The sequence below is a fragment of the Flagellimonas cixiensis genome (genome assembly GCF_042134615.1).
Taxonomy (GTDB): Bacteria; Bacteroidota; Bacteroidia; order Flavobacteriales; family Flavobacteriaceae; genus Flagellimonas; species Flagellimonas cixiensis.
Genome location: NZ_CP169639.1, coordinates 129,004 through 155,836, shown reverse-complemented (window position 1 = coordinate 155,836; position 26,833 = coordinate 129,004). Strand labels below are relative to the sequence as shown.

The 26,833-nt window shown below is 41.2% G+C and carries 19 protein-coding genes; 3 read left to right on the top strand and 16 right to left on the bottom strand.

What is annotated here, in order from left to right; all coding sequences use genetic code 11:
- Positions 1-84: 84 nt before the first annotated feature.
- Positions 85-600 carry a mechanosensitive ion channel family protein gene (locus tag ABT310_RS00685; protein WP_375324849.1) on the bottom strand — a complete coding sequence of 172 codons (516 nt, stop codon included), beginning with the start codon at positions 598-600 and terminating at the stop codon, positions 85-87.
- Between the two features lie 83 nt (positions 601-683).
- Between ABT310_RS00685 and ABT310_RS00680 the strand changes: the two genes are divergently transcribed.
- Positions 684-1,664, top strand: coding sequence for a CorA family divalent cation transporter (locus tag ABT310_RS00680; RefSeq protein WP_375324848.1), 981 nt, complete (start codon positions 684-686; stop codon positions 1,662-1,664).
- A 7-nt stretch (positions 1,665-1,671) separates the two neighbouring features.
- Here the strand turns inward: ABT310_RS00680 and ABT310_RS00675 are convergent, their stop codons facing one another.
- The 10 genes from ABT310_RS00675 to ABT310_RS00630 all read right to left on the bottom strand — a co-directional run bounded on the left by ABT310_RS00675 (position 1,672) and on the right by ABT310_RS00630 (position 14,307).
- Positions 1,672-2,472, bottom strand: a complete 801-nt coding sequence (locus ABT310_RS00675; protein WP_375326130.1) for an anti-sigma factor domain-containing protein — start codon at positions 2,470-2,472, stop codon at positions 1,672-1,674.
- 2 nt (positions 2,473-2,474) lie between these two features.
- Positions 2,475-3,002: an RNA polymerase sigma factor gene (locus tag ABT310_RS00670; RefSeq protein ID WP_375324847.1), complete on the bottom strand. Its 528-nt coding sequence runs from the start codon at positions 3,000-3,002 to the stop codon at positions 2,475-2,477.
- 40 nt (positions 3,003-3,042) lie between these two features.
- Positions 3,043-3,342 carry a GNAT family N-acetyltransferase gene (locus ABT310_RS00665; protein WP_375324846.1) on the bottom strand — a complete coding sequence of 100 codons (300 nt, stop codon included), beginning with the start codon at positions 3,340-3,342 and terminating at the stop codon, positions 3,043-3,045.
- Positions 3,343-3,348: 6 nt separating this feature from the next.
- Positions 3,349-3,564, bottom strand: coding sequence for a (4Fe-4S)-binding protein (locus tag ABT310_RS00660; protein WP_375324845.1), 216 nt, complete (start codon positions 3,562-3,564; stop codon positions 3,349-3,351).
- A 70-nt stretch (positions 3,565-3,634) separates the two neighbouring features.
- Entirely contained in the window at positions 3,635-4,222 is a 588-nt protein-coding gene (locus tag ABT310_RS00655) for a superoxide dismutase family protein (protein WP_375324844.1), read from the bottom strand.
- 72 nt (positions 4,223-4,294) lie between these two features.
- Positions 4,295-4,993, bottom strand: coding sequence for a DUF2490 domain-containing protein (locus ABT310_RS00650; RefSeq protein ID WP_375324843.1), 699 nt, complete (start codon positions 4,991-4,993; stop codon positions 4,295-4,297).
- A gap of 43 nt (positions 4,994-5,036) precedes the next feature.
- Entirely contained in the window at positions 5,037-8,228 is a 3,192-nt protein-coding gene (locus ABT310_RS00645) for a WD40/YVTN/BNR-like repeat-containing protein (protein ID WP_375324842.1), read from the bottom strand.
- A 29-nt stretch (positions 8,229-8,257) separates the two neighbouring features.
- Positions 8,258-11,545 carry an amidohydrolase family protein gene (locus tag ABT310_RS00640; RefSeq protein ID WP_375324841.1) on the bottom strand — a complete coding sequence of 1,096 codons (3,288 nt, stop codon included), beginning with the start codon at positions 11,543-11,545 and terminating at the stop codon, positions 8,258-8,260.
- A gap of 90 nt (positions 11,546-11,635) precedes the next feature.
- Positions 11,636-12,892 carry an amidohydrolase family protein gene (locus ABT310_RS00635; RefSeq protein ID WP_375324840.1) on the bottom strand — a complete coding sequence of 419 codons (1,257 nt, stop codon included), beginning with the start codon at positions 12,890-12,892 and terminating at the stop codon, positions 11,636-11,638.
- 17 nt (positions 12,893-12,909) lie between these two features.
- Positions 12,910-14,307 (bottom strand): amidohydrolase family protein, encoded by a 1,398-nt coding sequence (locus ABT310_RS00630; RefSeq protein WP_375324839.1) that lies wholly within the window; start codon positions 14,305-14,307, stop codon positions 12,910-12,912.
- A gap of 99 nt (positions 14,308-14,406) precedes the next feature.
- Here ABT310_RS00630 and ABT310_RS00625 point away from each other — a divergent pair, with 99 nt between their 5' ends.
- Together ABT310_RS00625 and ABT310_RS00620 are read left to right on the top strand one after the other, a co-directional pair.
- Positions 14,407-15,660: a nitrate/nitrite transporter gene (locus ABT310_RS00625; protein ID WP_375324838.1), complete on the top strand. Its 1,254-nt coding sequence runs from the start codon at positions 14,407-14,409 to the stop codon at positions 15,658-15,660.
- A gap of 201 nt (positions 15,661-15,861) precedes the next feature.
- Positions 15,862-19,251, top strand: coding sequence for a ThuA domain-containing protein (locus ABT310_RS00620; RefSeq protein ID WP_375324837.1), 3,390 nt, complete (start codon positions 15,862-15,864; stop codon positions 19,249-19,251).
- Between the two features lie 72 nt (positions 19,252-19,323).
- On the opposite strand, the gene ABT310_RS00615 is transcribed toward ABT310_RS00620, so the two are convergent.
- From ABT310_RS00615 to ABT310_RS00595, 5 genes are all read right to left on the bottom strand, one after another.
- Entirely contained in the window at positions 19,324-20,934 is a 1,611-nt protein-coding gene (locus ABT310_RS00615) for a M1 family metallopeptidase (protein ID WP_375324836.1), read from the bottom strand.
- 171 nt (positions 20,935-21,105) lie between these two features.
- Complete coding sequence (locus tag ABT310_RS00610; protein ID WP_375324835.1) at positions 21,106-22,437, bottom strand: M28 family metallopeptidase; 1,332 nt, start codon at positions 22,435-22,437, stop codon at positions 21,106-21,108.
- Between the two features lies 1 nt (position 22,438).
- Positions 22,439-23,056: a TMEM175 family protein gene (locus ABT310_RS00605; protein ID WP_375324834.1), complete on the bottom strand. Its 618-nt coding sequence runs from the start codon at positions 23,054-23,056 to the stop codon at positions 22,439-22,441.
- A gap of 5 nt (positions 23,057-23,061) precedes the next feature.
- Positions 23,062-24,582, bottom strand: coding sequence for a nuclear transport factor 2 family protein (locus ABT310_RS00600; protein ID WP_375324833.1), 1,521 nt, complete (start codon positions 24,580-24,582; stop codon positions 23,062-23,064).
- Positions 24,579-26,789 (bottom strand): bifunctional alpha,alpha-trehalose-phosphate synthase (UDP-forming)/trehalose-phosphatase, encoded by a 2,211-nt coding sequence (locus ABT310_RS00595; protein WP_375324832.1) that lies wholly within the window; start codon positions 26,787-26,789, stop codon positions 24,579-24,581. The genes ABT310_RS00600 and ABT310_RS00595 overlap by 4 nt, the downstream gene beginning before the upstream one ends.
- Positions 26,790-26,833 lie beyond the last annotated feature (44 nt).

Sequence of the window (26,833 nt, the reverse complement as noted above, 5' to 3'; positions counted from 1 at the left end):
ACACATGTGTCGAGGTTCATGTGACCTCTGGTCGGTTGTTGTTTTAGGTGCGCCATGGTGTTGAACCATGGCGTTTTTTTTGTTTTACGGATTTTCAATTTCTGGTTTTTCATCTTTCAGGATTTCGATGCCTTTTTGAATTACCAAGTTGGTGGGAATGGTTATCCGCCTGCCATCATCAGTTCGCATAAACAAATAAAATCCGCTGATGTCCTCTACCTTTCCGCTCCAATCAAAATCTTTGTCCATCACACGGATTCTATCCCCCAATCGCAACGGATGATTGAAAAATAGAATAACACTGGCCGTTAAATTGGATAAAAGTGACCATTGGGCCACAAAACCTATTCCTAAAACAGCAAGAACTGAGGATAGAAACAAAGAAAAATCCTTGAGGTTTACACCCCAAATCAAGCTTATGCCCACAAAGGCCAAAATGTAATACAGCAGGTTGCTCAGATAAAAAATAATCTTCCTACTGTTCATATCTATTGCACTCGTCTTGCCGAATTTTCGAATAGCTCGTTTGCTCAAAGAACTCAGTGTAAATATCACAGCAAGCATAATTACGGTAAGTAATAGTTCAGTTTTAAAAGACATTGGGTCTATCATGGGATTCTTCTTGTAAATTTGGATTAACTTATAGTTCTAAACTACGAATAAACCCTCTCATATATTTAACTATGAATACAGATTTTGAAGAAAATTCATGGGCAATAAATTATTCGCCCGACAACTATTATAATAGAAAGTTTTCCCTTCAAGAGGACCTTATTCTATCCAAGGGTGATAAATCGGTTACTTGGGTAAATACCTACGGACTGGACTATATGGATGAATTCCGTCAAATGGTGAATGGCAATGAGTTGGATGATTTCTTGCTACGCCTATTGCTCAATCAAAAATTGGGCAATAAGGTAATTCATTTGGAGGAACAGTTGTTTGTCGCCGCCCGAATTTTAAAAACCGAGCATGATAGCTTGGAATCGGAACAAATGTATTTTGTAGTGGCCAAGGATTTTATTTGGTGCATTCAGGAAAAAAGAGGGGACCATTTTGATTGGATTCGTGAACGCATTTTTGAGGACAAGGGCATCATTAGAAAAAAACGCGCAGATTACTTGCTCTTCTTTATTCTTGAAACCTTGATCAATAATTACAAGGATAAATACGAGGACAGTATTGTCATGGAAAACGCCTTGGATGCCATAGTAAAAAAGGAGCCTACTCCTGAATTTATGTTTGAGGTGGAGCAAAAGAAAGCCATTTTACAGGATTTCAAGAAGGCCTCCCAGGGATTGCGTGATATTGTGATTAAATTGGAAAGGGTGCAGTTAAAAGGGTTTCATAACGCCTACTTTAGCGAATTGCGAGAACAAATCAATGGGCTGATTACCGATATAGATTCGGATATTATGGAATTGGAAAGCCAAATTAATTTGTTTTTTAGTGTGCAGGGCCATCGTTTGAACGAGGTGATGAAAACCCTGACCATTTTTTCTGTGGTGTTTATCCCCCTTACCTTTTTAGCTGGGATTTATGGCATGAATTTCGAAAACATGCCTGAACTCAAAATGCATTATGGTTACTTTATTCTTCTTGGGGTGATGTTTGTGGTCACGGTTATTTCCTTCATCATTTTCAAACGTAAAAAGTGGTTTTAGATCATAATTAAGAACCAACCGCACCCAAAGTGTACAATTGCTCCAAGGTAGGACTTTCACTACCGCCCTCAGGCTCCAAAGTAATACCAAATGCCTCCGATTCGTTGGCGTTGTTTAAAGTAAATAGTTTGGAGTCTACCGAAGCAAAATCTGATAGAAGTCCAAGGCTGGTCGGAGTCAATGGGTTTAATTTTAAGGACCAAACTTGATAGGTGAACCCATCCGGTGGTTCTGGCAGGCCTTGGGCATCTATAATCACTTTTTTTTCTTCTTTGTTCCAATATGCTTTGGCATAAGAAGTGGGGGATACGGCCTGTCCGCCAAGCGCAATTACATTTACGTTTTTGTCCCGGATTTCTTGAAGCAGGTTTTCTTTGATTGTTATTTCCTCTCGAGTGTTGGATAAAACATCCTCCAAGCTTTCTTTTTCTTGATTGGACATTTCAATTTCGGATTTTAACTTGGAGTTTTCGGTATACATCCAGAACAATCCAATAGCCAATAAAATAGATGCCGCCCATCCCAAATAGGTAGTCCATGAAGAAGTGCTTTTTCTTTTTGTGGCTTCTGGTGTGAATGGGATTACGTCTTCAATTTCGGCCAATATGTTGGCAAAACCATTTTTGGGGATTTTTGGGGAGGTAGTCTTTGTGAGTTCCAACACAGCCTTTTCTATGGCCTCAATCTCCTGTTGTATTTCAGGATGTTGTAGGGCATAATGTTGAACCTCTAGATTTTCCTCAGGAGAAAGTGCTCCAGCAACGTAGAGTTCCAATATTCCAGACGCTATGTATTCTTTCACATCCATGCTCATGCCATATTTTTTCTAATGTTCGAAATACAGCTTCTTATTCTTGTTTTAATTGTGCCAACCGGTGAATTCAATTCTTTGGCTGCTTCTTTTTGGGTGTATCCTTTAAAATAAAGGAGGTCGATTAATATTAAACACTTTTCCTTTAACCCCTTTAAAAGCGATTGCAGACCAATAGTGTCTATTTTCCCGTTAAAATCTTCGCTATTTTCATAAATACCTACGAGAGAATCTACCGAGAGGTTCTTTTTTTGATTTTTATGAGCTTTGGACCGCACTTCATCAATTGCGGCATTACGGGCAATATTTAAAATCCAAGTAAAAAATCGACCTTTGGAGGCATCATATTGGTCGGATTTGTCCCATATTTTCACAAATACATCCTGACATAGTTCTTGGGAGCGTTCAGCATCTTTCACTATAACATTGATTACCCCACATATATTTTCTGCATACATATTGTACAAGGCCTCAAAGGCGACCTTATCCTTTTGCTGAAATTTTTTAATGAGGTTGTCCAATTGCATAAGCTATCGGCTTAAAGATATAAAAGTTGAACTAGAAAGTTTAACCAATATTAATGCCTTTTAAAACCAAGGCTTTCCATTCGGGGTTTCGTTTAATGTACATGGCCACAAAAGGACAAAGAGGAACAAGGGTTAAATCCTGTTCTTTGATGTGTTCCAAGGTCTGTTTGATCAAACTGGAACCGATTCCTTTTCCTTCATAAGCTGTTGGAACTTCGGTGTGGGTGAGATAAATTTTTTCTTGTGCAAGGATGTATTCAATTTTCGCAATGCCATCTTTCAATTTAAATTGGAATTGTTTTCCTTCGGCATTGTTAATGAGCTCATAGGTATGTTCCATCCCTTATTATTTATCTGCTGCGTAGCTAAGTGCGCCAGAAGGACATTGGGCGATTTGTTTTTTTAACTCTTCTGTTGAAGCGTTCTCTGCTTTTATCCAAGGTCTTTCTTTTGGGTTGTATACTTGAGGCAACATTTTTACACAAATTCCTGCATGCTGACACAGTTCAGGTTTCCAAATCACTTTGATTTCCCCATTTGAATAGGATTTTGTTGTCCCCATATTATTTTAGTTTGCTAGGTATAAGATAAAAAAAAAAGAGCTGCCTTATGGCAGCTCTTATACACGTTTTTTATTGGATTATACCGGTGCAGGCAATTCTAGCACCTGCGGCACCCGAGGGTTGTGATGTAAAATCATCCGTTCCTTGATGCACAATCACGGCTTTTCCTAAAATATTTTTTTTCTCATCGTCACAGCCAATGCACCATTCATCTGTGGAAAAATCTACAGTGGCATTTCCATCAGAGTCAGCTGTAAAGTTTCCAATGTCGCCTTTATGGTACCCTTCTTCAGCACCCCATTTCCCATGTGGTTCAAAGGTTGGGTTCCAGTGGCCACCGGTTGATTTACCATCATCTGAAGAGCAATCCGCTTTTTCATGAAGGTGAATGGCGTGCTCCCCTTCATCAAGCCCCATAAAGGTCGCCCTCATGATAACTTCTCCATCTTCTTCGGTAAATACGACTTCACCGCTCACGTTGCTGTCGCTTTTGGGTTCCATGGTAAATGTGATTACTTGAGGCTCCATGGTTGCAACAACTTCTTCCACAGTTTCCACGACTTCTTCAGAGGTTTCTTCAGCTTCTTTTTTTGCTTCTTTACAACTAAAGGCTGTTATAAGAAGTATTGCTAATGTTGATATTTGTACTTTTTTCATCAAAATGAATATTTTAAAGATTAGCCCAAAAGGTAGGCATTATTAACGCCAGAGTCAACCCTTTTGTGTGCTCTATTGATTGTTTTTTTTGTTCTTAAACAATCTTCTTAGGTCTGGATTATAGAAAACCGCGAACTGTAATCGATCATAAACCGCATTGGAGAACTGGTTTCTTAAATACCCGATTTGAATACTGCTATTTTCGGTAATGTTTACCCCAACGGCACCATACAGCCTGTTTTGGCCAAATAAATCATCCTGGAGGTTAATGAACAATTCATCATAAAAATTCAGGAAAAAAGTATCTGTAAGCGGTAGGGTCATTTGAATGCGATAACGTGCTCTATGCTGGGTGTCTTTAACGCCGTCGAAATCCAAAAATCGCTGTTCCAATCGGTATCGGTGCTCAAATAGAAGTTCCCAGACCTTATTCTTGAGAATAAACTGTTCAAAAATTCGATGTTCTTTGGAGTTGACCTCATTCTCAAACTCGAAAAAAGTATTGTCGGTATCAATATAACCATAACCGGCCGTGGCTATGGCGTTGGGATTAATATGATAGTTGAGCCCCGTACGTAACAACATTTGGTTAAAATTGCTTGTGGCCTCATAAAATCGGAACTGGGCTTCCGTATGGATGCTGAATCGCTCGGAAACCTTATTGGTTCCAAAATACATATACCAAGCACCCATTTCATCCTCACCGGGTTGTTGGGCATTGGCCATCAAAAGGCCAAAAAAGAAAAATAAGGTTGCTATTTTTTTAATCATTTATTCTTGTTTTGGGGACACTCTATTTAATAGAATATTTATGTTAGTTGATGTTAAAGCTTTCGGTCTCTTTAAAAGGAGATAGGTCCAATGATTCAATAGAAGTTCTGTACGATTTCCATTTATCATTAAAAAACGCATTCGTTTTGTTCAATGCAGCCTTTAGTTCCTCTTCAGCAAACTCAATCATTCTGGTTTCGGTCGTGGTAATTCCTGATTTTCTAGTGCCAACATAATAAGAGGCATCTCCCAATCTTGTCATCACATTGGGTTCGGGGTCGTCTGTGATACCCTGACGCTTGTCTTCTTTACCTAAATACAACGCTATCACAGAATCTATTTCTTTTACGATGTCTTCAGATGCTTTGATTTGGTCTTTAAACTTGTCTTTGTCCATTTCCTTCAGTTCTTTTTTGAACTTGTCGGCCAAATTCTTGCTTTCCACCAATTGTTTAACTGCATCTGCAACAGTTTGGGTGTAACCTTCCAGTTTTTTGCTGGTTTCGTATACCTCGTTGATGGAAGTCAAATCCACATCCAATCTCGGATCGGTTTTAACCGTTACCGTTGTTGAATCAGAAGCTTCTCCGTAATTGACCTTTACTTTGTAAGTGCCTGGTTTAACGGCAACCCCACCACGCTCTCTTGAGTTTTTTCTGATGGTTCTAGAAGGTCTATCTGGGCCTTTCTCATCCAAGTTCCAATACATTCGGTGGAATCCAGCTTTTTTCGGGGTCTTGAATTTTAAAGTCCTGATGAGTCTAGTACCATCATAAATTTCAAAGAAGATGGAATCCTTGGTTTTTGCCTTGGATTTTTCTTGCTCATCTTTAGCTTCTTCTTTGTCCTCTTTCTCCTTTTTATCCACTTCTTTTAAGTAGTAGGTGATCATTGCTCCAGATTTCCTGTTTTCACCACTGTAAATGGCATCGCCTCCAAATCTACCTCCCGTGGGTTGTTGGTAGGCTGCTAAATATGCATCTGGACTTTCGAACAAACTGACTTCTTTTTGCAATAGGGAAGCATTGCTTGCTACTTTTCTCAATGGTCGGATATCATCCAATATCCATGCTGCCCTTCCAAAAGTTCCTATTACCAAATCGTGTTCCCTAGGATGAATGGCCAAGTCCTTAGTGGAAACAGTTGGGAAATCCTTGTTCCATTTTTCCCAACTCTTACCGGCATCTAATGAAATGTATAAACCATCATCCGTGCCCAAGAACATAAGATTGGGATTTTCGGGGTCTTCTATAATGGATAGTGCATAACTGGCCACGTCATCTTCATCTACAATTCGAGTCCAAGTTTTACCATAATCGGTGGTTCGGTACGCATATGGGGCATAGTTGAACCTTCTATAATCGTTGGCGACCAAAAGGGCCTCGCCTTTGTTGTTTTGTGATGCCTTAATCTGTGGAATCCAACTTCCAGCAGGCAGTCCTTTAATGTTTTTGGTGACCTCTACCCAAGTGTCGCCACCATTCAGCGTGTAATGCACTCGGCCATCATCGGTGCCCACCCAAAGCATATTTTCTTCAACAGGCGAAGGTTCAATGACAATAATGGTGCAGTGGTTTTCGGCACCTGTGGCGTCCATGGTTAACCCACCGCTTTCACTTTGTTTTTGTTTTTCCTTGTCGTTGGTGGTCAAGTCTGGAGAAATCACTTGCCAGGTCAATCCCTTATCCGTGGATTTGTGCACAAACTGACTGCCAAAATAAACGGTGCTATTGTCAAAAGGATCTTGACCAATAGCTGCGTTCCAGTTGAACCTTAGTTTGGTTTCTGCATCGGGTGGGGTAGGGCGTACAATGTATCCGTCACCGGTTTTCCAATCGTAGCGACTCACATATCCCTGTTGACTCATGGCGTAGCCATATTGGCTGTCGTCCCTGTCCGGTACTACATCGAACCCATCGCCAAAGGCGATTTCTTGCCAATAACTGTTGCGAATACCTTGGGCCTTCCAAACGTAGGCAGGTCCTCTCCAGGAACCATTATCCTGCATTCCACCATACACATTATAGGGATATTCATTATCCGTGCTGATGTGATAGAATTGTGCTGCGGGTAAATTCCCGATGAATCTCCAAGTTTTACCACCGTTTTTAGTGATGTTAAGTCCGCCGTCGTTTCCATCCATCATAAATTGTCCGTTTTCAGGATGAATCCACCACGCATGGTGATCTGGGTGCACCCCATTGTCCACTCCATAGGCAGGCATCAATTGGGTGAAGTTTTTACCACCGTCTTCGGAAACATTGATGTAGGTGAAAACAGAATACACCCTATTTTCATTTTGTGGATCTACATAAATTTCTGAATAGTAAAAGGGACGGTTTCCAATATCGCTTTTATCATTTATTTTCTCCCATTTAAAGCCGCCATCGGTAGATTTGTACAGGGCATTCTTTTTCGCTTCCACCAAGGCATAAATAATATTGGGCTTGTTACGGGCTATGGCCACACCAATTCTTCCCAAATCACCTTTAGGAAGGCCATCTTCTGCAGTAACTTTTTTCCAGGTTTTACCCCCATCGTGGGTAATATGCAGTCCACTGCCTTCGCCACCAGAATTAAAGAACCACGGTTCTCTTTTGTGTTCCCACATGGCAGCAATCAATTTGTTTGGATTTTTTGGATCCATCACCAAATCAGCTACTCCTGTTTTGTTGTTTACGAACAAAACCTTTTCCCAGGTTTCACCACCATCGGTAGTTTTAAAAACACCGCGCTCAGGGTGTTCACCCCATGGTGAGCCAATGGCGCCCACATAAACTACTTCTGGGTTGGTTGGGTCGATAATAACCCTGTGGATATGTCTTGTTTTTTCCAATCCCATGGATTTCCAAGTTTTTCCTCCATCCAAGGATTTGTAGATACCATATCCACCATTTAAGCTATTTCTTGGGTTTCCTTCTCCTGTTCCTACCCATATTACAGATGGATTGGACTGTTGAATGGCCACTGCGCCAATGGAAGCGGTTACCTCATTATCGAAAACGGGCTCCCATTTAATTCCTCCAGAAGTGGATTTCCACAAACCGCCTGAAGCTGTGCCAACGAACATGACATCGGGATTGGAATGCACCACGTCAATCGAGGTCACGCGTCCGCTCATGCCGGCAGGGCCAATGTTTCTGGGTTTTATATCTTGTAATAGGTCTACGTTAAATTCTTGTGCTGAGATACTTGCTGTAATAAGCAGTACCAGAAAGAATAATGATTTTTTCATTCGTTGCGTTTATTGTTTTAGAGTTGAGTTTAGTTATGTCCAATATGGCAGCCGCAACCAGGCATGGTAAAGCTTTGTGCATCCTCGTGCCATGGAAATGCTGCATTGTATTTGTTGTTTTCCCACCAGAACTGGGAACGTTCGGTTTCGGTATTGCCAATTTCATTCATGGTTTCAGTATCAAAAAGGCGTCCATTAACCATGGTGTATTTTACGGTTTCGGTATTACGAATATCTTCCAAAGGGTTTTTATCAAGTACGATTAAATCGGCTAATTTGCCAACTTTTAAAGAACCAATATCGTTTCCTGCCCCAATATATTTGGCTCCATTGATGGTGGCCGCTTGTAGTGCCTGAATATTGGTCATCCCACCTTGATGCAATAGCCAAAGTTCCCAATGTGCACCTAGTCCTTGCAATTGTCCATGGGCACCTAGGTTCACTTTTACCCCTTTATTGGCTAGTTCCGTGGTGGTTTCGGAAACCAAGATATGTCCATTTTTATATTCTTCGTCTGGAATCATGGTTCTGTATCTGGACCTGGAATCGATCAATGCCCTTGGTGTAAATTGCAATAATTTTTCATTTTCCCAGACCTTGTCTTTTTGATAGAAATAGAATTCCCCGTTCACACCACCGTAATTCACGATGAGGGTAGGAGTGTAGCCTGAACTACTTGTTTTCCAAAGTTCCAATACATCCTTGTAGACTGGGGCTACTGGAATGTTATGTTCAACTCCTGTGTGGCCATCCATGATCATGGACATATTGGTATAAAAAGTGGAACCACCTTCAGGCACTACATTGATGTTCAATTCTCGAGCCGCCTGGATGATCTGTTGTCTTTGCTCCCTACGCGGTTGGTTGTAACTTTTTACTGATTTTGCACCAAAGGCCTTGGTTCTTCGAATGGCGGAACGTGCATCGTCCAAATTATTAATGACAGCTTTAAAATCTCCATCTGCCCCATAAAGAATAATACCGGTAGAAAACAATCGAGGCCCTACCATATCCCCATTTTTGATGAGTTCGGACATGGCAAAAACAGTTTCGGTATTTGCTGATGGATCATGCGATGTGGTTACTCCAAAAGCAAGGTTGGCATAAAGCGGCCAATGTTTTTGAGGTGTTAGTCCATACCTAAAAGCACCAACATGTGCATGGGCATCGACAATACCGGGCATAATGGTCTTTCCAGAGACATCATAAACTTTGGTATTGGATGGTATGTTGATGTCATCAGATTTTCCGAGCTGTTCTATTTTATTTTCGTTGATAACAATGGTTCCGTTTTCTATTACCTCGTCGCCTTCCATGGTAATGATGCGGGCATTGGTGAATGCAATACGGCCTGTTGGTTTATCCGTTTTTGATGTCAACCCGACTTTGATGCCAGTACTGTCCATTTTGGCCACTTTTTCTGGGGAACCAGGAAGAAAAGTAAACCTATCTTTAATATCGTTAGTGAAATATTCTTCTCCCAATGTCCAGAAGATCTTTTTGGAATCTTTGGACCAATGCAAGTTGATTCCTGCATCTTTTGATATTTGTGAAACTGGAACGGCCTTGGTGTTGTTGTCCAAGTCAATTTCTTTACCATTCATCACCAAAGGCGCTATATAAGCTTTGTGCAAAATGGTAAATGCAATCCAATTGTTATCTGGACTGGGCACCAATCTATTGGCATATTTGGATTTTACATGTGTGCGCTCATCTTTCCCGTTAAGGTTAACGGATTTAAGTGTTTTGGTCAGGTTGCCAAAATATGTCCCTCCAGTTTGGTAAAAAATTCGCTTACCGTCCTTGGTGAAAATGGGGTATTCCCCTGTATCTTTCACCCATTTTACATTTGAACCATCTGAATTCATGGTATAAATGCCCGACTTTTTAGCGAAGCTTAGACCTTGGTCGTTATTGCCCGACTCTTTTTGATAGGTAATCAATTTTCCATCTGGACTGAAACTTGGAGTTCGGTAAATTCCTTTCTCTGTGGTAAGTTTGGTGACTTCGCCACCAGAGGCAGAAACTAGGTATATAGCTCCCATTTTTTCATCATTCCAAGTAACAAAAGCTATGAATTTACCATCGGGAGAAAATGCAGGTTCAAACTCAAAATCCGAATTATTGGTCAATCGTTTTGGTTTTCCATTTGGTAATTTTTTGGTCCAAATATGCCCCAGAGCATTAAAAACGAGTGTTTTTTGGTCAGGTGAGGTTACGGCATGCCGTATTACCTTTGCCGTAAATTGATCAGGCGCTACGGGGGACTCGTTGTGCAAGGTTTCAGCAATCTGAATCTTGGCGTCAACAGTAAAAGGAATATTGGTCACTGCTAGGGAATTCACATCGATTTTGTAAATCTTTCCTTTGTTCCAGAACACAATCTCCTGATCATCGGGCATCCAACTAAAGTTGGGATACACGCCAAAAATGGCCCACGCTTCTTGTTGATCTTTGTTTAGGTCATCAAAAATTGGCCATTCTTCACCCGTTTCAAGGTCATGTAAATACATTACGCTTTTGGTACGAACTCTTTTCACGAAGGCCAACATTTTGCCATCATGGGAAATTTGTGGTCTAGCGGCACCTCCCGGCCCGCCAGTTACCGTAATGGTCTCACCCGTTTCAAAATCGTATCGTTTTATGGCGTAAATCTGTTTGTTTGGATCCTTATTGTATTGAAAAAAGCCTCCAGGATATACATCTTCGCTATAATACAGATACTTGCCATCTGGAGAAATACATGGTTCGTTTACATCTTGTTGGTCATTTTTTCTTTTGGTGAGTTGAATCCCTGAACCTCCGGTAATATGATATTGCCAAATTTCACCCGCACCGAGGGAACGACCTGATGTAAAATGTTTTCTGGCCACCAGATAATTTCCATCGGGGATCCAATAGGAATTGTTCAATAACCTGAAACTTTCTTTGGTAATCTGTTTGGCATCCGAACCATCTGTATTCATCACCCAAATGTTATCACCGCCTCCTGCATCACTGGTAAAGGCAATTTTTTTTCCGTCGGGACTGAAATGCGGCTGTACTTCAAAAGGAATTCCCGTTCTAAGTGGTGTGGCCTTACCGCCGTTAATGGGTATGGAATAAATATCCCCCATAAGGTCGAACACTATGGTTTTTCCGTCTGGACTCACATCTAGATTCATCCATGTTCCCTCATCGGTACTGAATTGATGCTCTTTAAAGTTGAAATCTCCTTTGGGATTGGTGACATCCCATTTGGAATCGTCTTTTTTTTCTTCTTGGGAAAACAGGTTAATTGATGCGAGAAGCAACAATAGGAAGACAGGCTTTTTCATTTTTGGTCGTTAATTAGTCGGCTAAAGATACCAAAAACCGCTACCTCATTTCTTAAAAGGATGTTAATGAAATAGGGTGGTAAATGGCAGCTATTCTTTTTTGTAAATAACACCGTCTTTCATCACGAACTTCACATTTTTCATAACGGAGATATTTTTAACGGGATTGCCCTCCACAGCGATAATATCTGCTAAATATCCTTTTTGAATACTTCCCAATTCATCAAAATGAAGTATGCGGGCATTTATCGAAGTTGCCGATTGTAATGCCTTGAGGGGTTCCATGCCGTATTCGACCATCAGCTCCAATTCCCTAAAATTCTCTCCATGGGTAAAAACACCTACGTCGCCTCCAAAAACAATATCCACCCCAGATTCCAATGCCAGTTTAAAAGATGCTTTCTTTTGGGCCACTCGGTCAGGGTCGGGTTGCTTACCTTTTTTCCAACCTTGGTATTGAGAAATGGACTCAACCGCAGCCAGCGTAGGGCAGTAGGCTACATTTTTTTCTTTCATCAACTGGAAAATCTCCAAAGTGCCCTCATGTCCGTGCTCAATGGTTTCAACCCCTCCCAAAATGGCGCGTCGCATCCCTTCCGGAGTGCTGGCATGGGCTACCACATATCGTCCGGCGGTCGTTGCTGCAGCCACCATGGCATTTATTTCTTCCTGTAGAAAAGTGGGTTGTGAAGGCTCGCCTTTGCCCCAACGGTAATCGGCATATATTTTAATGAGATTAGCTCCCTTGCCCATTTGGTTTCGCACTTCCCTAACGGCTTCATCCACTCCTGTCACCGGCACCGCTCCAAGGGGGACAGTTACGCCATCATGAAATCCTTTTGGGCCATAGGCACCAGTTGCAACAATGGCTGGGCCTGCCATCAAGGTGCGCGGTCCTGGAATTATGCCATCGTCAATGGTCTTTTTGAGGTAAACATCTGTATATCCAGCTCCTTCTGACCCCAAGTCACGCATTGAGGTAACCCCTGCCATCAATGAATTTTTGGCATGCACCACACCACGAACGGCCCTTTCTGTTGGTGATTCCTTTAAAACTTGGTCGTTCCAATCGGTTTCGTTGTATGGGTGTAACAATAAATGCGAATGCCCTTCAATAATTCCTGGCATTAAGGTCATGCCCTTTAATTCTTGTTTTGCATAGGCATTGGCTCTTTTTAAACCGTTTAACGGACCTGCATAGGTGATGCGGTTTTGGTCTATGGCAACTACCCAACCTTCATGTGTTTGTACCCCATCAAAAACCCGTTCTGGAACAAGTAGGGTTTGGGATTTTAAACTATTCAAACAAAAAATAAGGATAAAAAAGAGATGGTATTTTGATTGCATAAGGTGGGCTTTAGTGATTAATCCAATACGGCTTTTTTCAAAAGTTCTTGTAACTCACTTTTGGAAAATACTTGGGTTCCTTTGATAACGGTATAAATCTTTTCAGTGTTCTCAATATTTTCCAGCGGATTCGCTTCCAAAATCACCAAATCAGATACTTTTCCTTTGGAAATGTTTCCGTAACCTTCAGTTTGTCCTATGAATTTAGCCCCATTAATCGTAGAGGTTCTTAATGCATTCAAGGGAGAAATCCCATTTTCCACCATTGCTTGCAGTTCTTTGTGCAGTGAAATTCCAGGGTAGGTGTAGGAGTTGAATGCCCCACTATCCGATCCTGCCAATAGTTGAACACCTGCGGAATCAAGCGACTTTGCCAGTTCACCAAAAAAGGCATCCAATTGTTTTCGGTTTTCTCGGGCCTCTTCAGAAGAATTTAAAGCTGATCTTATCCTACCTTGATAGGTTTGTATCAACCCACTGCCCATATATTTAAGGTATTCGTCCTTACTATGATCTACTTCGTCCAAATAACTCAATGTTTCTCCAATGTGAAGCGTGGGTACCACAAAAACATTGTTTGCTTTTAATTTGCTGAAGGTCGCATTTGCTGTACTATCGGAGTAGCCTGACATTAAAGCGGGCATGGCGCCCCAAAATCCCATTTCACCACTGTTCATTTTCTTTGTCACTTCGGTTTCGTTGCTGGCACAACCTTTCAAAATATAATAAAGGTGTTCAATGCCATCCATGCCTGCATTTATGGTTTCATCCAAAGAAACGGTAAAGGGCATGTGTCCAGAAACTGTAAAACCACGTTTTTTGGCTTCCGCAATAGATCGAATGTAGTTTTCACGAGAAATCCTACTGTCATAAATTTTAACGAAATCAACTTGCAAAGCTTCCAAGGAATCTACCGCTTTTACCACATCCTCCACATTTTCTACTTCCAGTGATCCGGCCCAGCTTCCTTTGGGTCCATCAATTTTGGGTCCTGCAGTAAAAATGGTCGGTCCAACCAATGATTCTTCAGCAATTTGGCTTTTCCATTTCATCACCTCATAAGTGAGGTCTCCCCCTGCATCCCGAACGGTGGTAATGCCATTGGCTATGAACAATTTCAAGAAATTCTTGTTGTTTGCAATTAAAGTGTCGCCACCTCGCAAGTGAATGTGATTGTCCCAAAACCCGGGCAAAACATATTTTTCAGTCGCATCAATGGTAGAATCAGCTTTAAAAATAGCTGTATCCACAGCTTCAATTTTCCCCTTGGAAATGTAAATGTTCTTTAATTCAATGGCCCCACTTTCAAGGTCAATTATATTGGCGTTGGTAATGGCTAGATCATACGTGGTCGAGGGGCTCTTTTTACAACTAAGGGTGACTAAGATTAGGGTTAAAAATAGAAGTCTGTTCATCGAGGGTTATTTAAGATGCTTTAAAGATACCTGAATTTTTATTTGGACGCTTTTTGGGTTTCTCCTGTTTTTTGAGGATTTTTAGCAAAAACCAATTCTTTGAAAGCTACCAAATTAAGTTGGGTCTATTTGCTGTTGTTGATTCTTTCAGGCGAGGCCATTTTTATTCTGCCCTTTGTGCTGCCTCGTGTTTTTAGGCCCACTGTGCTCGATGTTTTGGAACTTGACAATGTACAATTAGGACTTTGTTTTTCAGTGTATGGCTTGGTGGCCATGGTTTCCTATGTCATTGGTGGGCCTTTGGCCGATAAATATCCACCTCGAAAATTGATTGCCATTGCCTTATGGATGACCGCTTTGGGTGGTTTTTTGTTTGCGCAATACCCTGATTTTCTGACATTGCAAATATTATATGGTTGGTGGGGCTTCACTACGATTTTTCTGTTTTGGGCACCCATGATCAAAGCAACCCGAATTTGGGGCGGAGCCGATTCCCAAGGAAAGGCGTTTGGTTTTTTGGATGGAGGAAGAGGACTTACTGGAGCACTTTTTAGCTTATTGGGTGTGGTGGTGTTTTCATTCTTTTTGTTTGAATCACCTGAATTGGCAAACCTTCAAGACAGGAAAGTGGCATTCACATATGTTCTTTACTCTTCATCAATCATCATAATTCTGATTGGAATTATGGTTTGGCTTTTTATGAAATCGAGCGATGAATCGGATAAGGATACTTTGAAGCGTATCTCATGGAAAGAGATGAAACAAGTATTGCAATTGCCATCCGTTTGGTTGTTGATGGTGATTATCCTTTGTGGTTATGTAGGTTATAAAATCACTGATATAATTTCGCAATATGCGGAAGAAGTGATGCTGTATAATCAGGTAGATGCAGCCAAGGTGGGTACATTATTGCAATTTCTTAGACCCACAACGGGCATTCTATTTGGTTTAATTGCCGATAGATTAAAAATCACATGGCTACTGGTGGTTAGTTTTTTGTTGACCTTAGTTGGAGGAATATTATTTGCCAGTGGGACCATAGCTCCGTCCACAACTATTTTATTTTTCATGTCCGTTGTGGTCATTGCTGCAGGAGTCTATGCCACAAGAGCCCTATATTTTGGTGTGATGCAAGTTGGAAATATCCCTTTAACCTTGACAGGGACTGCTGTTGGACTAATTTCTTTGATAGGGTATACCCCCGATGTGTTTGCAGGACCAGCCTACGGAATGCTTTTGGATGCACATCCCGGTGAAGAAATTGGGCACCAACATGTATTTTGGATGTTGAGTGCTTTTGCTTTTGTAGGGGGGGTGGCGGCTTTTATTTATCACCGAAAATACGGAAAGTAAAACTTCAATCTTTTTTATTTGCGGCTTGAAAAATAATCATCTAAATGTGTTTTACATGCGTTAAAATGTATTTCACAGGGTTATTTTTTTATTTTGAGACAATAGAGGGCCGATTTCCACAAAATAGTAATTATATTACCACACAATTAACTATTCTGTAAAATTCAGAATTAAAATTTAAGACTTTACAAACAATTACTAATGCACATGAGAAATTACATTTTAGGCGCTTTATGCCTACTATTTGTTCTTGTGGGATGTGAGAAGAAACGTCAAGGGCCTCCTAAGCTTTTGGTCTTTTCGAAGACAATGGCGTTTAAACATGCTTCCATACCTGCAGGAATAGCGGCTCTAGAAAAATTGGGTCAAGAAAATGATTTTGTAGTCGATACCACTACCAATGGCGAGCTGTTTACCGATGAAAATTTGGCACAGTACTCGGCCGTAGTATTTTTAAGTACCACAGGAAATGTACTAAATGCCAACGAAGAGGCGGCGTTTGAGCGCTATATTCAAGCTGGGGGAGGTTATGTTGGAATTCACGCATCAGCCGATACCGAGTACGATTGGGGCTGGTACAACAAATTGGTGGGAGCTCAATTTTTGAGCCACCCAGCAGGAACTCCCGAAGCGGATTTTATCATTCAGGATAAGAACCACCCATCTACCGAGTTTTTTACCGAAACCGTTTGGCACCGTACCGATGAGCTTTACAATTACAAGAACATTTACGATGGTATCAATGTTTTGGTTAGTGTAGATGAATCAACTTACGAAGGCGGGGAGAATGGTGAAAACCATCCAATGGCTTGGTACCATGATTTTGATGGTGGTCGCGCTTTTTACACCGCGGCAGGACATACCGATGAAAGTTATTCCGAAGAATTGTTTTTAAAACATCTTCTTGGAGGAATCAACTATGCAATCGGAAAGAACCTTGAGCTGGATTACGCTAAAGCAAAGTCCCAATTTCCTCCAGAAGCAGATCGATTCAGTAAAGTAGTGTTGTCAACAGGACAATTCTTTGAGCCTACCGAGATGACTGTTTTACCAAACAACGATGTGTTGATTGCACAACGTAGGGGAGAAGTGATGTTGTATTCCGATGAAACCAAAGAAATCAGTCAAGTTGCCTTTTTGGATGTGTACCACAAAACTTTGGAAACTCCAGGTGTCAACGCTGAACAAGGATTGATGGGACTTCAAAAAGACCCAAATTATAGTGAAAACAACTGGATTTACCTGTACTACGCTCCAACAGGAGACAATTGGATAAACAGACTTTCCCGTTTTAAATACAAAGACGGAAATTTTGATATGGCTTCCGAGCAAGTTATCCTTGAATTGGAGAGCCAGCGTGAAATCTGCTGTCATACCGGAGGTTCCATTGCATTTGGACCAGATGGACTCCTTTATTTGTCTACAGGGGATAATTCAACACCGTTTAACGATAGTGAAGCAAAATATGTAAACAATGGTTACGCACCATTGAATGATATTCCAGGCAAAGAGAATTTCGATGCCAGACGTACTTCTGCCAATACCAACGACCTTAGAGGAAAGATACTAAGGATTAAGGTTAACGAAGACGGAAGCTACGACATTCCAGAGGGTAACCTTTTCCCAGTAGGAACTGAAAAAACACGTCCAGAAATCTACACCATGGGGCATCGTAACCCCTACCGTATTTCAGTGGATTTAAAACGCGGATATTTGTATTGGGGAGATGTTGGTCCTGATGCACGGGCCGATAGTTTACAGACACGAGGCCCAAGAGGATATGATGAAATGAACCAAGCCCGTAAACCGGGTAACTTCGGTTGGCCTATGTTCATTGCAGACAACTTTGCGTATTATAAATATGATTACGAAACTGGGGAGTCTGGAAGGGTATTCAATCCAGAAAAACCTATCAACGATTCCAAAAACAATACAGGATTAAGGGAACTGCCACCTGCGCAACCAGCTTATGCTTATTATCATTATGGAGATACCCAAGATTTCCCTCAAACGGGATCAGGAGGTAGAAATGCAATGGCAGGCCCAACATATTGGTCCGATTTGTATCCCGATGGAGGCGGATTGCCATCCTATTACGACGGTAAAGTTATCATCTATGATTGGATGAGAGGTTGGATGATGGCAGTGCATCTTTTTGAGGATGGTTCAGTGAACAAAATGGAACCCTTTGCTCCAAACATTGAATTGAGCAACCTAATCGATATGGAAATGAGTCCAGATGGACGCGTTTACCTATTGGAATATGGTAGCGGGTGGTTCTCTGCGAACCCAGACAGTGGATTGGGCTACATTGAGTATAATGGAGGTAACCGTGCCCCAGTAATCGACAATTTTACAGTGGATACAGATTCAGGCTCATTGCCATTGAGCGTAACAGCAACTGTAGAAGCACATGATAGAGAGGGAGATAGTATGAGTTATGTTTGGAATTTAGGAGATGGTACAACGCAAGAAACCACCGAACCTACTTTAACATACACTTACGATAATGCAGGAGCATACAAATTGAATGTTACCGTTAAAGATCCTGCAGGCGAAGAAGCGACTAGTATTGACCAAACCATTGTTGCAGGTAATGAAAGACCTGTGGTAAGCATTGAAATGGGAGAAACCAATTCGTCTTTTTACATCCCCGGACAACCTATCAATTACAAAGTTTCAGTATCAGATGCTGATAGCCAAGTGAACGAAGACAATGTTTATGTTTCCGTGGAATACCGTTCAGGAATGGATGAGGTGAACCAGAGCTTGGGGCACCAACAAGTTTCTGGTGCAGTAATGGGTAAAGCGTTGACCCAAAGCTTGGATTGTAAATCCTGTCACAAGGAAAATGAAACATCCATAGGACCAAGCTATCTTAAGGTTTCAGAAAAATATAAAGGAGACCGTCGTTCCACCAATTACTTGATGGCAAAAATTATAGCCGGTGGTTCTGGAGTTTGGGGAGAAGTAGTAATGCCAGCACACCCTAATGTGAGTCAAATGGAAGCGAGACAGATTACACAATACATCCAATCCTTAACAGGTGGCAATAGAGCACCATCTTTACCGCTTGCTGGTACTGTTACTCCAGAAGCCAAGGAAAATGGAGAAGTATTCTTGTTGACCGCAAGCTACACTGATGAGGGCACCGAAGATGCATTGCCATTAACAGGTTCTAAAACAGTGGTGTTGCCAAGCAATAGCATGTCGTTCCCCGATGGAACACCCACAGAAGGAATGCAGGCCATGGCTTTTGGTGGTATGCAACTTCAACTTTTAAATGCCACTGAAGGTTGGTTGAAAGTTGGTGAGGATTTAGACCTTACGGGAGTTAGTAGGGTGATGGCGATTGTTGGATGGCAATCACCTCCAACTACGGCATATACTATGGAATTAAGAGCAGGATCTCCTGATGGCGAAGTTTTGGGTACAGGTAAATTGAACCCCGAAGGACTTGGCGGCCAGGGTGGAGCTGTTGTGATACCGATCAATAAAAATGATGGTGTTCAACCTGAGCTATACCTCACTTATAAGACTGATGGAGAAGGGGCGAGCCCTTTTGCACTGACACAGCTACAGTTTAATTAAGAACTTTTTGAATACAAATTAAAAAAGGCTCCGCATTTGCGGAGCCTTTTTGTTTTATCAAAGTTTCAGAAATTAAATCTTGTTGGTTTCGATATAAAAATTCTTATCAAAGACTATTTTATCGCCACTTAGTTTTTCGGTTTTCCATTCCGAATTGGGGAAAAGCCATTGTGCTTTATCATCCACAAAAATTCGAACGGGCATATCAAAACCTTCAACAACATCAATATATCTGTAGGTGATGTTTTCGCCTTCCATTTTATATTCTAAAGTTGGTATTAGGGTTGTGCGCAAGTATTGATTAAAGAATGCCGACAAATCCTTTCCTGTTTTCTCACTCAAATAGTCTTCAATTTGTTTAGTAGTGACAGTTTGGTGGTAAAAATCTTTGTTCAGTCCTCTTAAAACCTGTCTCCAAAGCGCATCATCTTCTACCAACTGGCGTAATGTATGCAACATGTTGGCTCCTTTGTAGTACATATCCCCAGAACCACCTTTATTCACACCATAAGTGCCAATAATAGGTTTGTCGTTTCGGATATTGGATCGGGTTCCAATCACATATTCGGCGGACGCCTTGATGCCAAAATGATAGTCCAAATACAAGTTCTCCGAATAGGCAGTGAAGCCCTCATGCACCCACATATCAGCAATATCTTTATAGGTAATATTATTGGCAAACCATTCGTGTCCCGCTTCGTGGATTATGATGAAATCAAACAGTAATCCCCATCCCGATTGCGATAGATCGCGTCCCAGATACCCATTTTGATATTTGTTGCCATAGGTCACGGAACTTTGGTGCTCCATGCCCAAGTAAGGCACTTCGACTAATTTAAAACCGTCCTCATAAAAAGGATAGGGGCCAAACCAGTGTTCAAAGGCACGCAACATCATTGGGGTTTGGGTAAATTGCTTTTTCGCTTTTTCCAAGTTTTCCGGCAAAACATAATAGTCAACCTTTAGCGGTCCTTTTTCACCATCATAGATTTCTCCAAAATGCACATAGTTTCCAATATTTATGTTTACGCCATAATTGTTGATGGGATTTTTTACCACCCAATTATAGGTTTTAAAGTCTCCTTTGTCCTCCACGCTTTCCAATTGCCCATTGGAAACATCCATGAGGTCTTTGGGAACGGTTACACTAATACGCATACTATCCACCTCATCGTACATGTGGTCTTTATTGGGCCAAAAAACACTGGCTCCCAAACCTTGACATGAAGTGGCCACAAATGGATTTCCATTTTGATCTTCACTCCAAGAAAATCCACCATCCCAAGGGGCGTTTTTTGCTTCTTGGGGATGACCGGAATAGTTGATTTTGAGCTCGTTAAAGTCGCCGGGAACCTGTTTTTTCTTCAGTTTGATGAAATGTGCATTGCCCTCTGAAGTAAATTTTAATTTTTTACCATCTTGGGTAATGGACTCAATTTTCATGGGCTCTTGTAGGTCAATTTGAAGCGTTTTGGCCGCTTTCAGCACCTTATATCGAACCAAGTTGGAACCAGAAACAAACTTTTTAGAGGGTTCCACCTTTACATCGAGATGGTAATAGTTCAGATCCCACCATTCTCTTTCTGGTGTTATGCTACCTCGAAGGGTATCTTGTCTAGTGAAGTTTTGGGCATTAATAATGCAAAGACTGAACAAGGATAAAATGACAAAAAGATGCTTCATATTGTTTTTTGACTAATAATGTTTTTCCCAGATTGTAATAATTTGTCATTCCGCACGGATGCTGAGGGAAGTCGAAGCATGATGCGGAATCCATTTTTTAAAATCATATGGATTCCTGCTTTCACAGGAAAGACAGACAAATCAATTAGGACAATTAAAAAGTTGAATTTTCTATCTAAATACTTTGTTTGGGAAAACCACTGGGCTTTCATGACCGTCTTTACCAACAGCGGCAACTCCAAAAAAGAAATTGTCGATTACAATGCCTTCCAAAGTATGTTCGGATACATCGCCAACATACCTGAAATTGTCCCAAGTCGGAGAAGTGGTGTCTCTCCAGTAGATTTTGTAGCCAACAGCACCGTCAACCTTACTCCATCTAAGTTTGGCATTGGGTTCCACAATTCCTCCAATCTCAACAGTTTCTGGAGCGGCGGGTGCCCAAGCAATTGAAGCTAGGTTAATGGCATTTACAGCGGTCAGTTTAGCAGCATAGCCAAAATTTACATGCTCCAATTTATCACCGTATTCAATTCCATCTTCCACCCGGATATCTTGGTGTTGCTGGGTGTAGTTTTCGTGCGCCTCCATAATTCGGATACCGGCAAAACCTGCATCGTTAAATGGTCTGTGGTGACCCCCACGTCCAAATCTGTCCAAACGGTAAATCAACATCGGATTCATTTCGGGCATGTATGTTTTGGTGGTTTTGTACACATACCTTGCTAGTTGACGGGAAATTCCATCCACTTCACCCCCGTAAAAACGACGGGCTCTGCGTTCTTGTTCCGTTTCGGAAGGGGGAACTGGTTCAGAGAATATTCTAAAATCTCGGTTGCTCACCACACCATCAACCCCAGTGATGTTGCCAATCATATCGTTGTTGAGGATACCAACGATGTTCCAGCCTTTATCTTTGGCATATGCGGCCAATCCTTTTCCGCCATAGAGTCCTTGCTCTTCACCCGATAAGCCAACAAAAATGATGCTGCTTTCAAATTTATACTTGGAAAGCACCCTTGCCGCTTCGATGGTTCCCGCCATACCACTGGCATTGTCATTGGCTCCTGGAGAATCTGACGTGAAATTGGTAGGGTCGCTCACGCGGGAATCGATATCGCCACTCATTATTATAAAGCGATTTGGAAATTTGGTTCCTCTTTGTATGGCTACCACATTTACAATTTCAACATCTTTTACAATTCTAGCATTATCTCCCTTTTCAATTAAATTACTTTGGTAGAAAACCTCCAAGCAATTGCTACATTCGGAAGATATCTTTTCAAATTCAGATTTTATCCATCTTCTAGCAGCACCGATACCCCGGGTTTGTGAAACGGTATCCGATAAGGTGTGCCGTGTTCCAAAATTTACCAAAGTGGTTACATCGTTTTCAATTCGTTCCTCGGAAACGGAACTGATGATATCATAAATTCGGGAATCGGTCTGTGCATATGTCCACGTAGTGAAAACAAATGCAATGAGGTAAAAAGTTTTTTTCATGTTAGAAAGCGTTGGTTTTATTTTGAAAATAGCGAGCGTGAAAATAGCAAAAAGGCCCCAATAGGGAATAGATAATTCCAGGAAGTCCAAAATTAAGCCCGAGTTTAAGCTTGGCAACACCAATTGAAATTAAGGCGACCAGAACAAACAGCCCAAAATGTCTGCTGTAAAAAAGAGCTATTAAATTTTGACCTCCTGTTTTTTTGTACACCCTTAAATACATTAGGGAATAACAGGTGAATATCAGCAAAAAACCTAGGCTATAAAGCTGGAAAAGAGAAGAAAATTCATCCGCATTTATTTGAATGTTGCCCGTCCAAGAATTGATAAGCGACTTTAGTGGGAAAATGTAATACAAAATCAAAAAAAGTAAAATGGCATTAAGAACAATAACGCCATTATCGATGTAGTCCGTTCTACGAAAAAAATTATAATGCACCGACCACAACCCCACCAAGGCAAAAAAACTGACCCCGAAACTTAAGAACACCAACCAATCTACTTGTAGGATGGAATTGGCTGCTTCCGAACCCACGGAAACCACCAAAAGTGTTGCTGCAAATGCAAAAACCGCATCACTAAAAGCTTCAATTCGACTAATATTATGCGGAAATTTCATGGGTTTTATTGTATAAATGTCACTTTGGCAATTTTGCCGTTTTCCACCTCATAAATAGCTACGGCACTGATGTGATTTCCGTTTACGGTAACATATTCCTCATCAATTACTTTATTGCCGATTACCATTCTGTTTTTTATTTCACAATGCAGGTCGGGCGTGCTTTCAAAAAAGCTGTCGTAATGGGCTCTCATGCTGTTTTTACCTGAAGTATTTAGGGTATTGGGAAAACTGTAGAGCTTTACATTGTCGGAATATGTGGACATAAACCCATCAATATCCCTATCGTTGTAGGCTTTGAGCTGTTCCTTTATTACGGCTTCGGCATCTGATAGGGTTTCTTCGGGAAAAACGAAGGTCATTGAAGTTATTTGTCCGTTGTTGATTTTGTAAATCGCCACTTGATGGCCCTCACGACCGTCAACCCAGGTTATTTCTTCATCGATAACGGTATTGCCCAATTCAATTCGTTTTACAACTTCCACTTTGGAACTTTTGGTATTCGAAAAAAACCGTTCGTAATTGTCTAGCATTTTATCTTTCCCTTTGTACATGGCCTCCTCTGGGAACCGTTGAACGGAAACATCATCGGAAAACCGTGCAACAAAGGCGTCAAGGTTTCGGTTGTTAAAAGCCGTTACCTGTTTTTGAACTATGGCGGAGGGAGATTCTTCGGCTACAAAGGCCAGTCTTGTTTTGGAAGGATTGATGGCAATGCGTGAAATATTGTTTATCTCATTTTGTTCAAATGAAATTATGGTCTCCCAGTCGCTTTTTTTATTAAGGTCGAAGGTCAATAAAGAATTACCATGCCCGGTTATCAAACGATTTGGCCCCAACCAACAAATATCTTCTTCTTTCTGAAAAGTGTTCGCCAACTTTACGGTTGTCCGTAACTCCATATCCAAGGCGCTGATTTCCCAATCTTTTTTGCTTTTGTCAATAAAACTTACCTGTTTGCTCCCTGGAATCTTATGGAGGGAACGTCCCACATTTCGAGCTATTGTTGAGTGGGTTCCATCAGATAGATTGATGCTGACAAGGTCCATTCGGTTTTCCACGAGCACAGTGGCGACCAAGGTATTTTCATCGAACCATACATGGTATCCAATTTTTAAATCAGATAGTGGGTTTGACTTTCCTTTTAAATCATACTCATACAAACGTTGCAGGCCGTCCAAATCCAACCGAATGGCGGAAAAGGCATTTTTTTTTGGAATTTTTAAGGGTGAATATTCACTTCCGGTGGGTGTGTTGGTCAACCATTGGGTAGTGCTGCCTTTCTCTATGTTGAATTGCAGAATGTCGGTTTGATCTTGACGGGTTGAGGCAAACAATACAGTATCGTCGTCCCAAAATGAAGGCTGATTGTCGTACCCATCATTGTTTGATATATTTTTTGGGTTGGTCAATGAAGGCTGGCCATTTTGTATGCCCAAATCAAAAAGGTAGACCTCTGTGTTGGATTGTGCTTGCGCAGCGACAGAGGAAAATATACTTACCCAAAGAAAAAACCTGATTTTCATGGCCTAACAAATCTTTTTAACAACTCTCTCACCTTTTTGGTGTTTTCCACATGATATTTTGCCTGTGTTTTTTGGAGCCCCACTTTTACGGTTACTGCCGAATTTGGTAGCTCCTGGAACATAAATTCATCTGTCCAATCATCGCCAATGGCAAAGACAAAGTCATAATCATCTTCTCCCAACATACGCAGAGCAGCGCGTCCTTTGTTTACGTTGCTACTTTTCACTTCCATCACCTTGTTCCCATTAAGAACGCTAATATCGTCATTTCCAATGAGGCTTCGTAATACAGTATTGAGCTCTGTGGCCCGTTTTGTTCCAAAATCGGGGTCGGTATTTCGGTAATGCCACGCCAGAGAGTAATTTTTTTCTTCAATAAACGAACCTGGGGTACGATCAACAAAAGATTCTAAAACGGGTCTTATTTTTTCCATCCATTCACCTTTAACTTGCTCCAGCATTTTAAAATCTTGTCCATCTTTGGAAAGCCAAACCCCGTGCTCAACGATCATGTTGTATTTTTTGGGGAGAAACCAGCGTCCGAAAGTCTGTTTGTCCCTGCCACTGATCAAGAACATGGTTGTGTTTTCTTGACTGTTAAGTTCGTCTAAAAGTTCGTAGAGCTCTTCATCTGGTGATGCTTTCTGAGGATCTTTGTGAAAACCGGCCAACGTACCGTCGTAATCCAAGAACAATAATCGCTTTTTGGCCTTATTGTAGCTTTTTTGAATGTCCGAAAGGATTTTATCCGACATTTTTTCAGAGATAAAGGCCTTCCCTATATCTCTTTTTTCATTCAAAGCGTTCATAAATTCATTGGCCCACACTTCCACATTGTATCGTTCCAATCGTTTTTGAAGGAAGGTGTTGCGGGAAACCTGTTCTTCAACCGGCATATGAAATGCTTGCTTTAAAGTATCGGCCTGCTCTTCAAAATTGTTGGGGTTAATTAACAGGGCCTCGTTCATTTCGTAGGCGGAACCTGCCATTTCGCTTAAAATGAGAACCCCGGTTTGGTCTGTACGTGTGGCAATATATTCTTTGGCGACCAAGTTCATTCCGTCTCTAAGTGGGGTCAACCAAGCAATATCGCTCGAAGTATAAAGGTCTATCAAACTTTCAAAAGGCAACGAACGATAAAAATACCATATCGGGGTCCAATTTACAGTGGATAATTCTCCATTGATTCTTCCCACTAACTCATCAATCTCTTTTTTAAGTAGTTGATATTGTGGAACATTGGAGCGAGAAGGGACTGCAAGGATGATCAATCGAACTTTTTCCTTGAACTCTGGATATTTCTTTAGAAAATACTCGAATGCGTTTAGCCGTTTGGCAATTCCCTTACTGTAATCCAATCGGTCGATTGATAAAATAAGCTTGGTATCGGGTGCGGATGCTTTATGACTATCCAATCGCAATTGTAGATCACTGCGGTCTTTGGAGCCCTTGGAATCATGCTTTAATGCGGCATCCCTAAATTTTTTATAATCTATTCCCATGGGGAACGAGTCCACTTTTATGACCCTGTTATTGAGGTAAATATCGTTGAAACTCACATCCAGCCCCAACAATCTTCGAACCGAACTTAAAAAGTGCCTTTCGTAATCGTAGGTATGGAATCCGATTAGGTCGGAACCTAAAAGTCCTTCCAAAACTTCTTCCCGCCAAGGTAATGTTCTAAAAATCTCATATGACGGAAACGGAATGTGCAAAAAGAAACCTATAGTGGTATCTGGTCGTTTTTCACGCACCATTTGTGGCACCAACATTAATTGGTAATCGTGCACCCAAATGGTGTCGTCTTCCTCCGATTGTTCAATAATGGCATCGGCAAATTTTTGGTTCACCGATTTATAGGTATCCCAAAAATCCAACTCAAACTCCGAATATTCCAAAAAGTAGTGGAACAACGGCCACACCGTACGGTTGCTGAATCCGAAGTAAAAACCATTTATTTCTTGGGCATTTAACTTCACTTTGGCACAACCTTGTTCGGCCAAGGCCTTGTCAATATCATCTTCCAATTCAGGCGGAGTGTCCTCATCGGTTAATCCAGACCAGCCAATCCAAAGACTTTCGCTGCCGCTGTGCACTGATTTCATACCCGTGGCCAAACCTCCCACACTGGGGGTGGCGGTAATGGAACCATTGCTAATTTGTAATTGAACTGGCAGTCGATTTGAGATTATGATAGTTTTTCCCATGAAAGGATGTTTTTTGGCGTGTTTTAATTTTTTGTTTCTTTAAA

Bases quoted from the DNA above. Each gene is read 5' to 3' on its own strand.
- ABT310_RS00610 (WP_375324835.1), bottom strand. From the start codon at position 22,437: ATGAAAAAAACTTTTTACCTCATTGCATTTGTTTTCACTACGTGGACA.
- ABT310_RS00650 (WP_375324843.1), bottom strand. From the start codon at position 4,993: ATGATTAAAAAAATAGCAACCTTATTTTTCTTTTTTGGCCTTTTGATG.
- ABT310_RS00640 (WP_375324841.1), bottom strand. From the start codon at position 11,545: ATGAAAAAGCCTGTCTTCCTATTGTTGCTTCTCGCATCAATTAACCTG.
- ABT310_RS00645 (WP_375324842.1), bottom strand. From the start codon at position 8,228: ATGAAAAAATCATTATTCTTTCTGGTACTGCTTATTACAGCAAGTATC.
- ABT310_RS00685 (WP_375324849.1), bottom strand. From the start codon at position 600: ATGTCTTTTAAAACTGAACTATTACTTACCGTAATTATGCTTGCTGTG.
- ABT310_RS00655 (WP_375324844.1), bottom strand. From the start codon at position 4,222: ATGAAAAAAGTACAAATATCAACATTAGCAATACTTCTTATAACAGCC.
- ABT310_RS00670 (WP_375324847.1), bottom strand. From the start codon at position 3,002: ATGCAATTGGACAACCTCATTAAAAAATTTCAGCAAAAGGATAAGGTC.
- ABT310_RS00680 (WP_375324848.1), top strand. From the start codon at position 684: ATGAATACAGATTTTGAAGAAAATTCATGGGCAATAAATTATTCGCCC.
- ABT310_RS00600 (WP_375324833.1), bottom strand. From the start codon at position 24,582: ATGAAAATCAGGTTTTTTCTTTGGGTAAGTATATTTTCCTCTGTCGCT.
- ABT310_RS00660 (WP_375324845.1), bottom strand. From the start codon at position 3,564: ATGGGGACAACAAAATCCTATTCAAATGGGGAAATCAAAGTGATTTGG.
- ABT310_RS00635 (WP_375324840.1), bottom strand. From the start codon at position 12,892: ATGCAATCAAAATACCATCTCTTTTTTATCCTTATTTTTTGTTTGAAT.
- ABT310_RS00630 (WP_375324839.1), bottom strand. From the start codon at position 14,307: ATGAACAGACTTCTATTTTTAACCCTAATCTTAGTCACCCTTAGTTGT.
- ABT310_RS00675 (WP_375326130.1), bottom strand. From the start codon at position 2,472: ATGGATGTGAAAGAATACATAGCGTCTGGAATATTGGAACTCTACGTT.
- ABT310_RS00605 (WP_375324834.1), bottom strand. From the start codon at position 23,056: ATGAAATTTCCGCATAATATTAGTCGAATTGAAGCTTTTAGTGATGCG.
- ABT310_RS00615 (WP_375324836.1), bottom strand. From the start codon at position 20,934: ATGAAGCATCTTTTTGTCATTTTATCCTTGTTCAGTCTTTGCATTATT.
- ABT310_RS00620 (WP_375324837.1), top strand. From the start codon at position 15,862: ATGCACATGAGAAATTACATTTTAGGCGCTTTATGCCTACTATTTGTT.
- ABT310_RS00595 (WP_375324832.1), bottom strand. From the start codon at position 26,789: ATGGGAAAAACTATCATAATCTCAAATCGACTGCCAGTTCAATTACAA.
- ABT310_RS00665 (WP_375324846.1), bottom strand. From the start codon at position 3,342: ATGGAACATACCTATGAGCTCATTAACAATGCCGAAGGAAAACAATTC.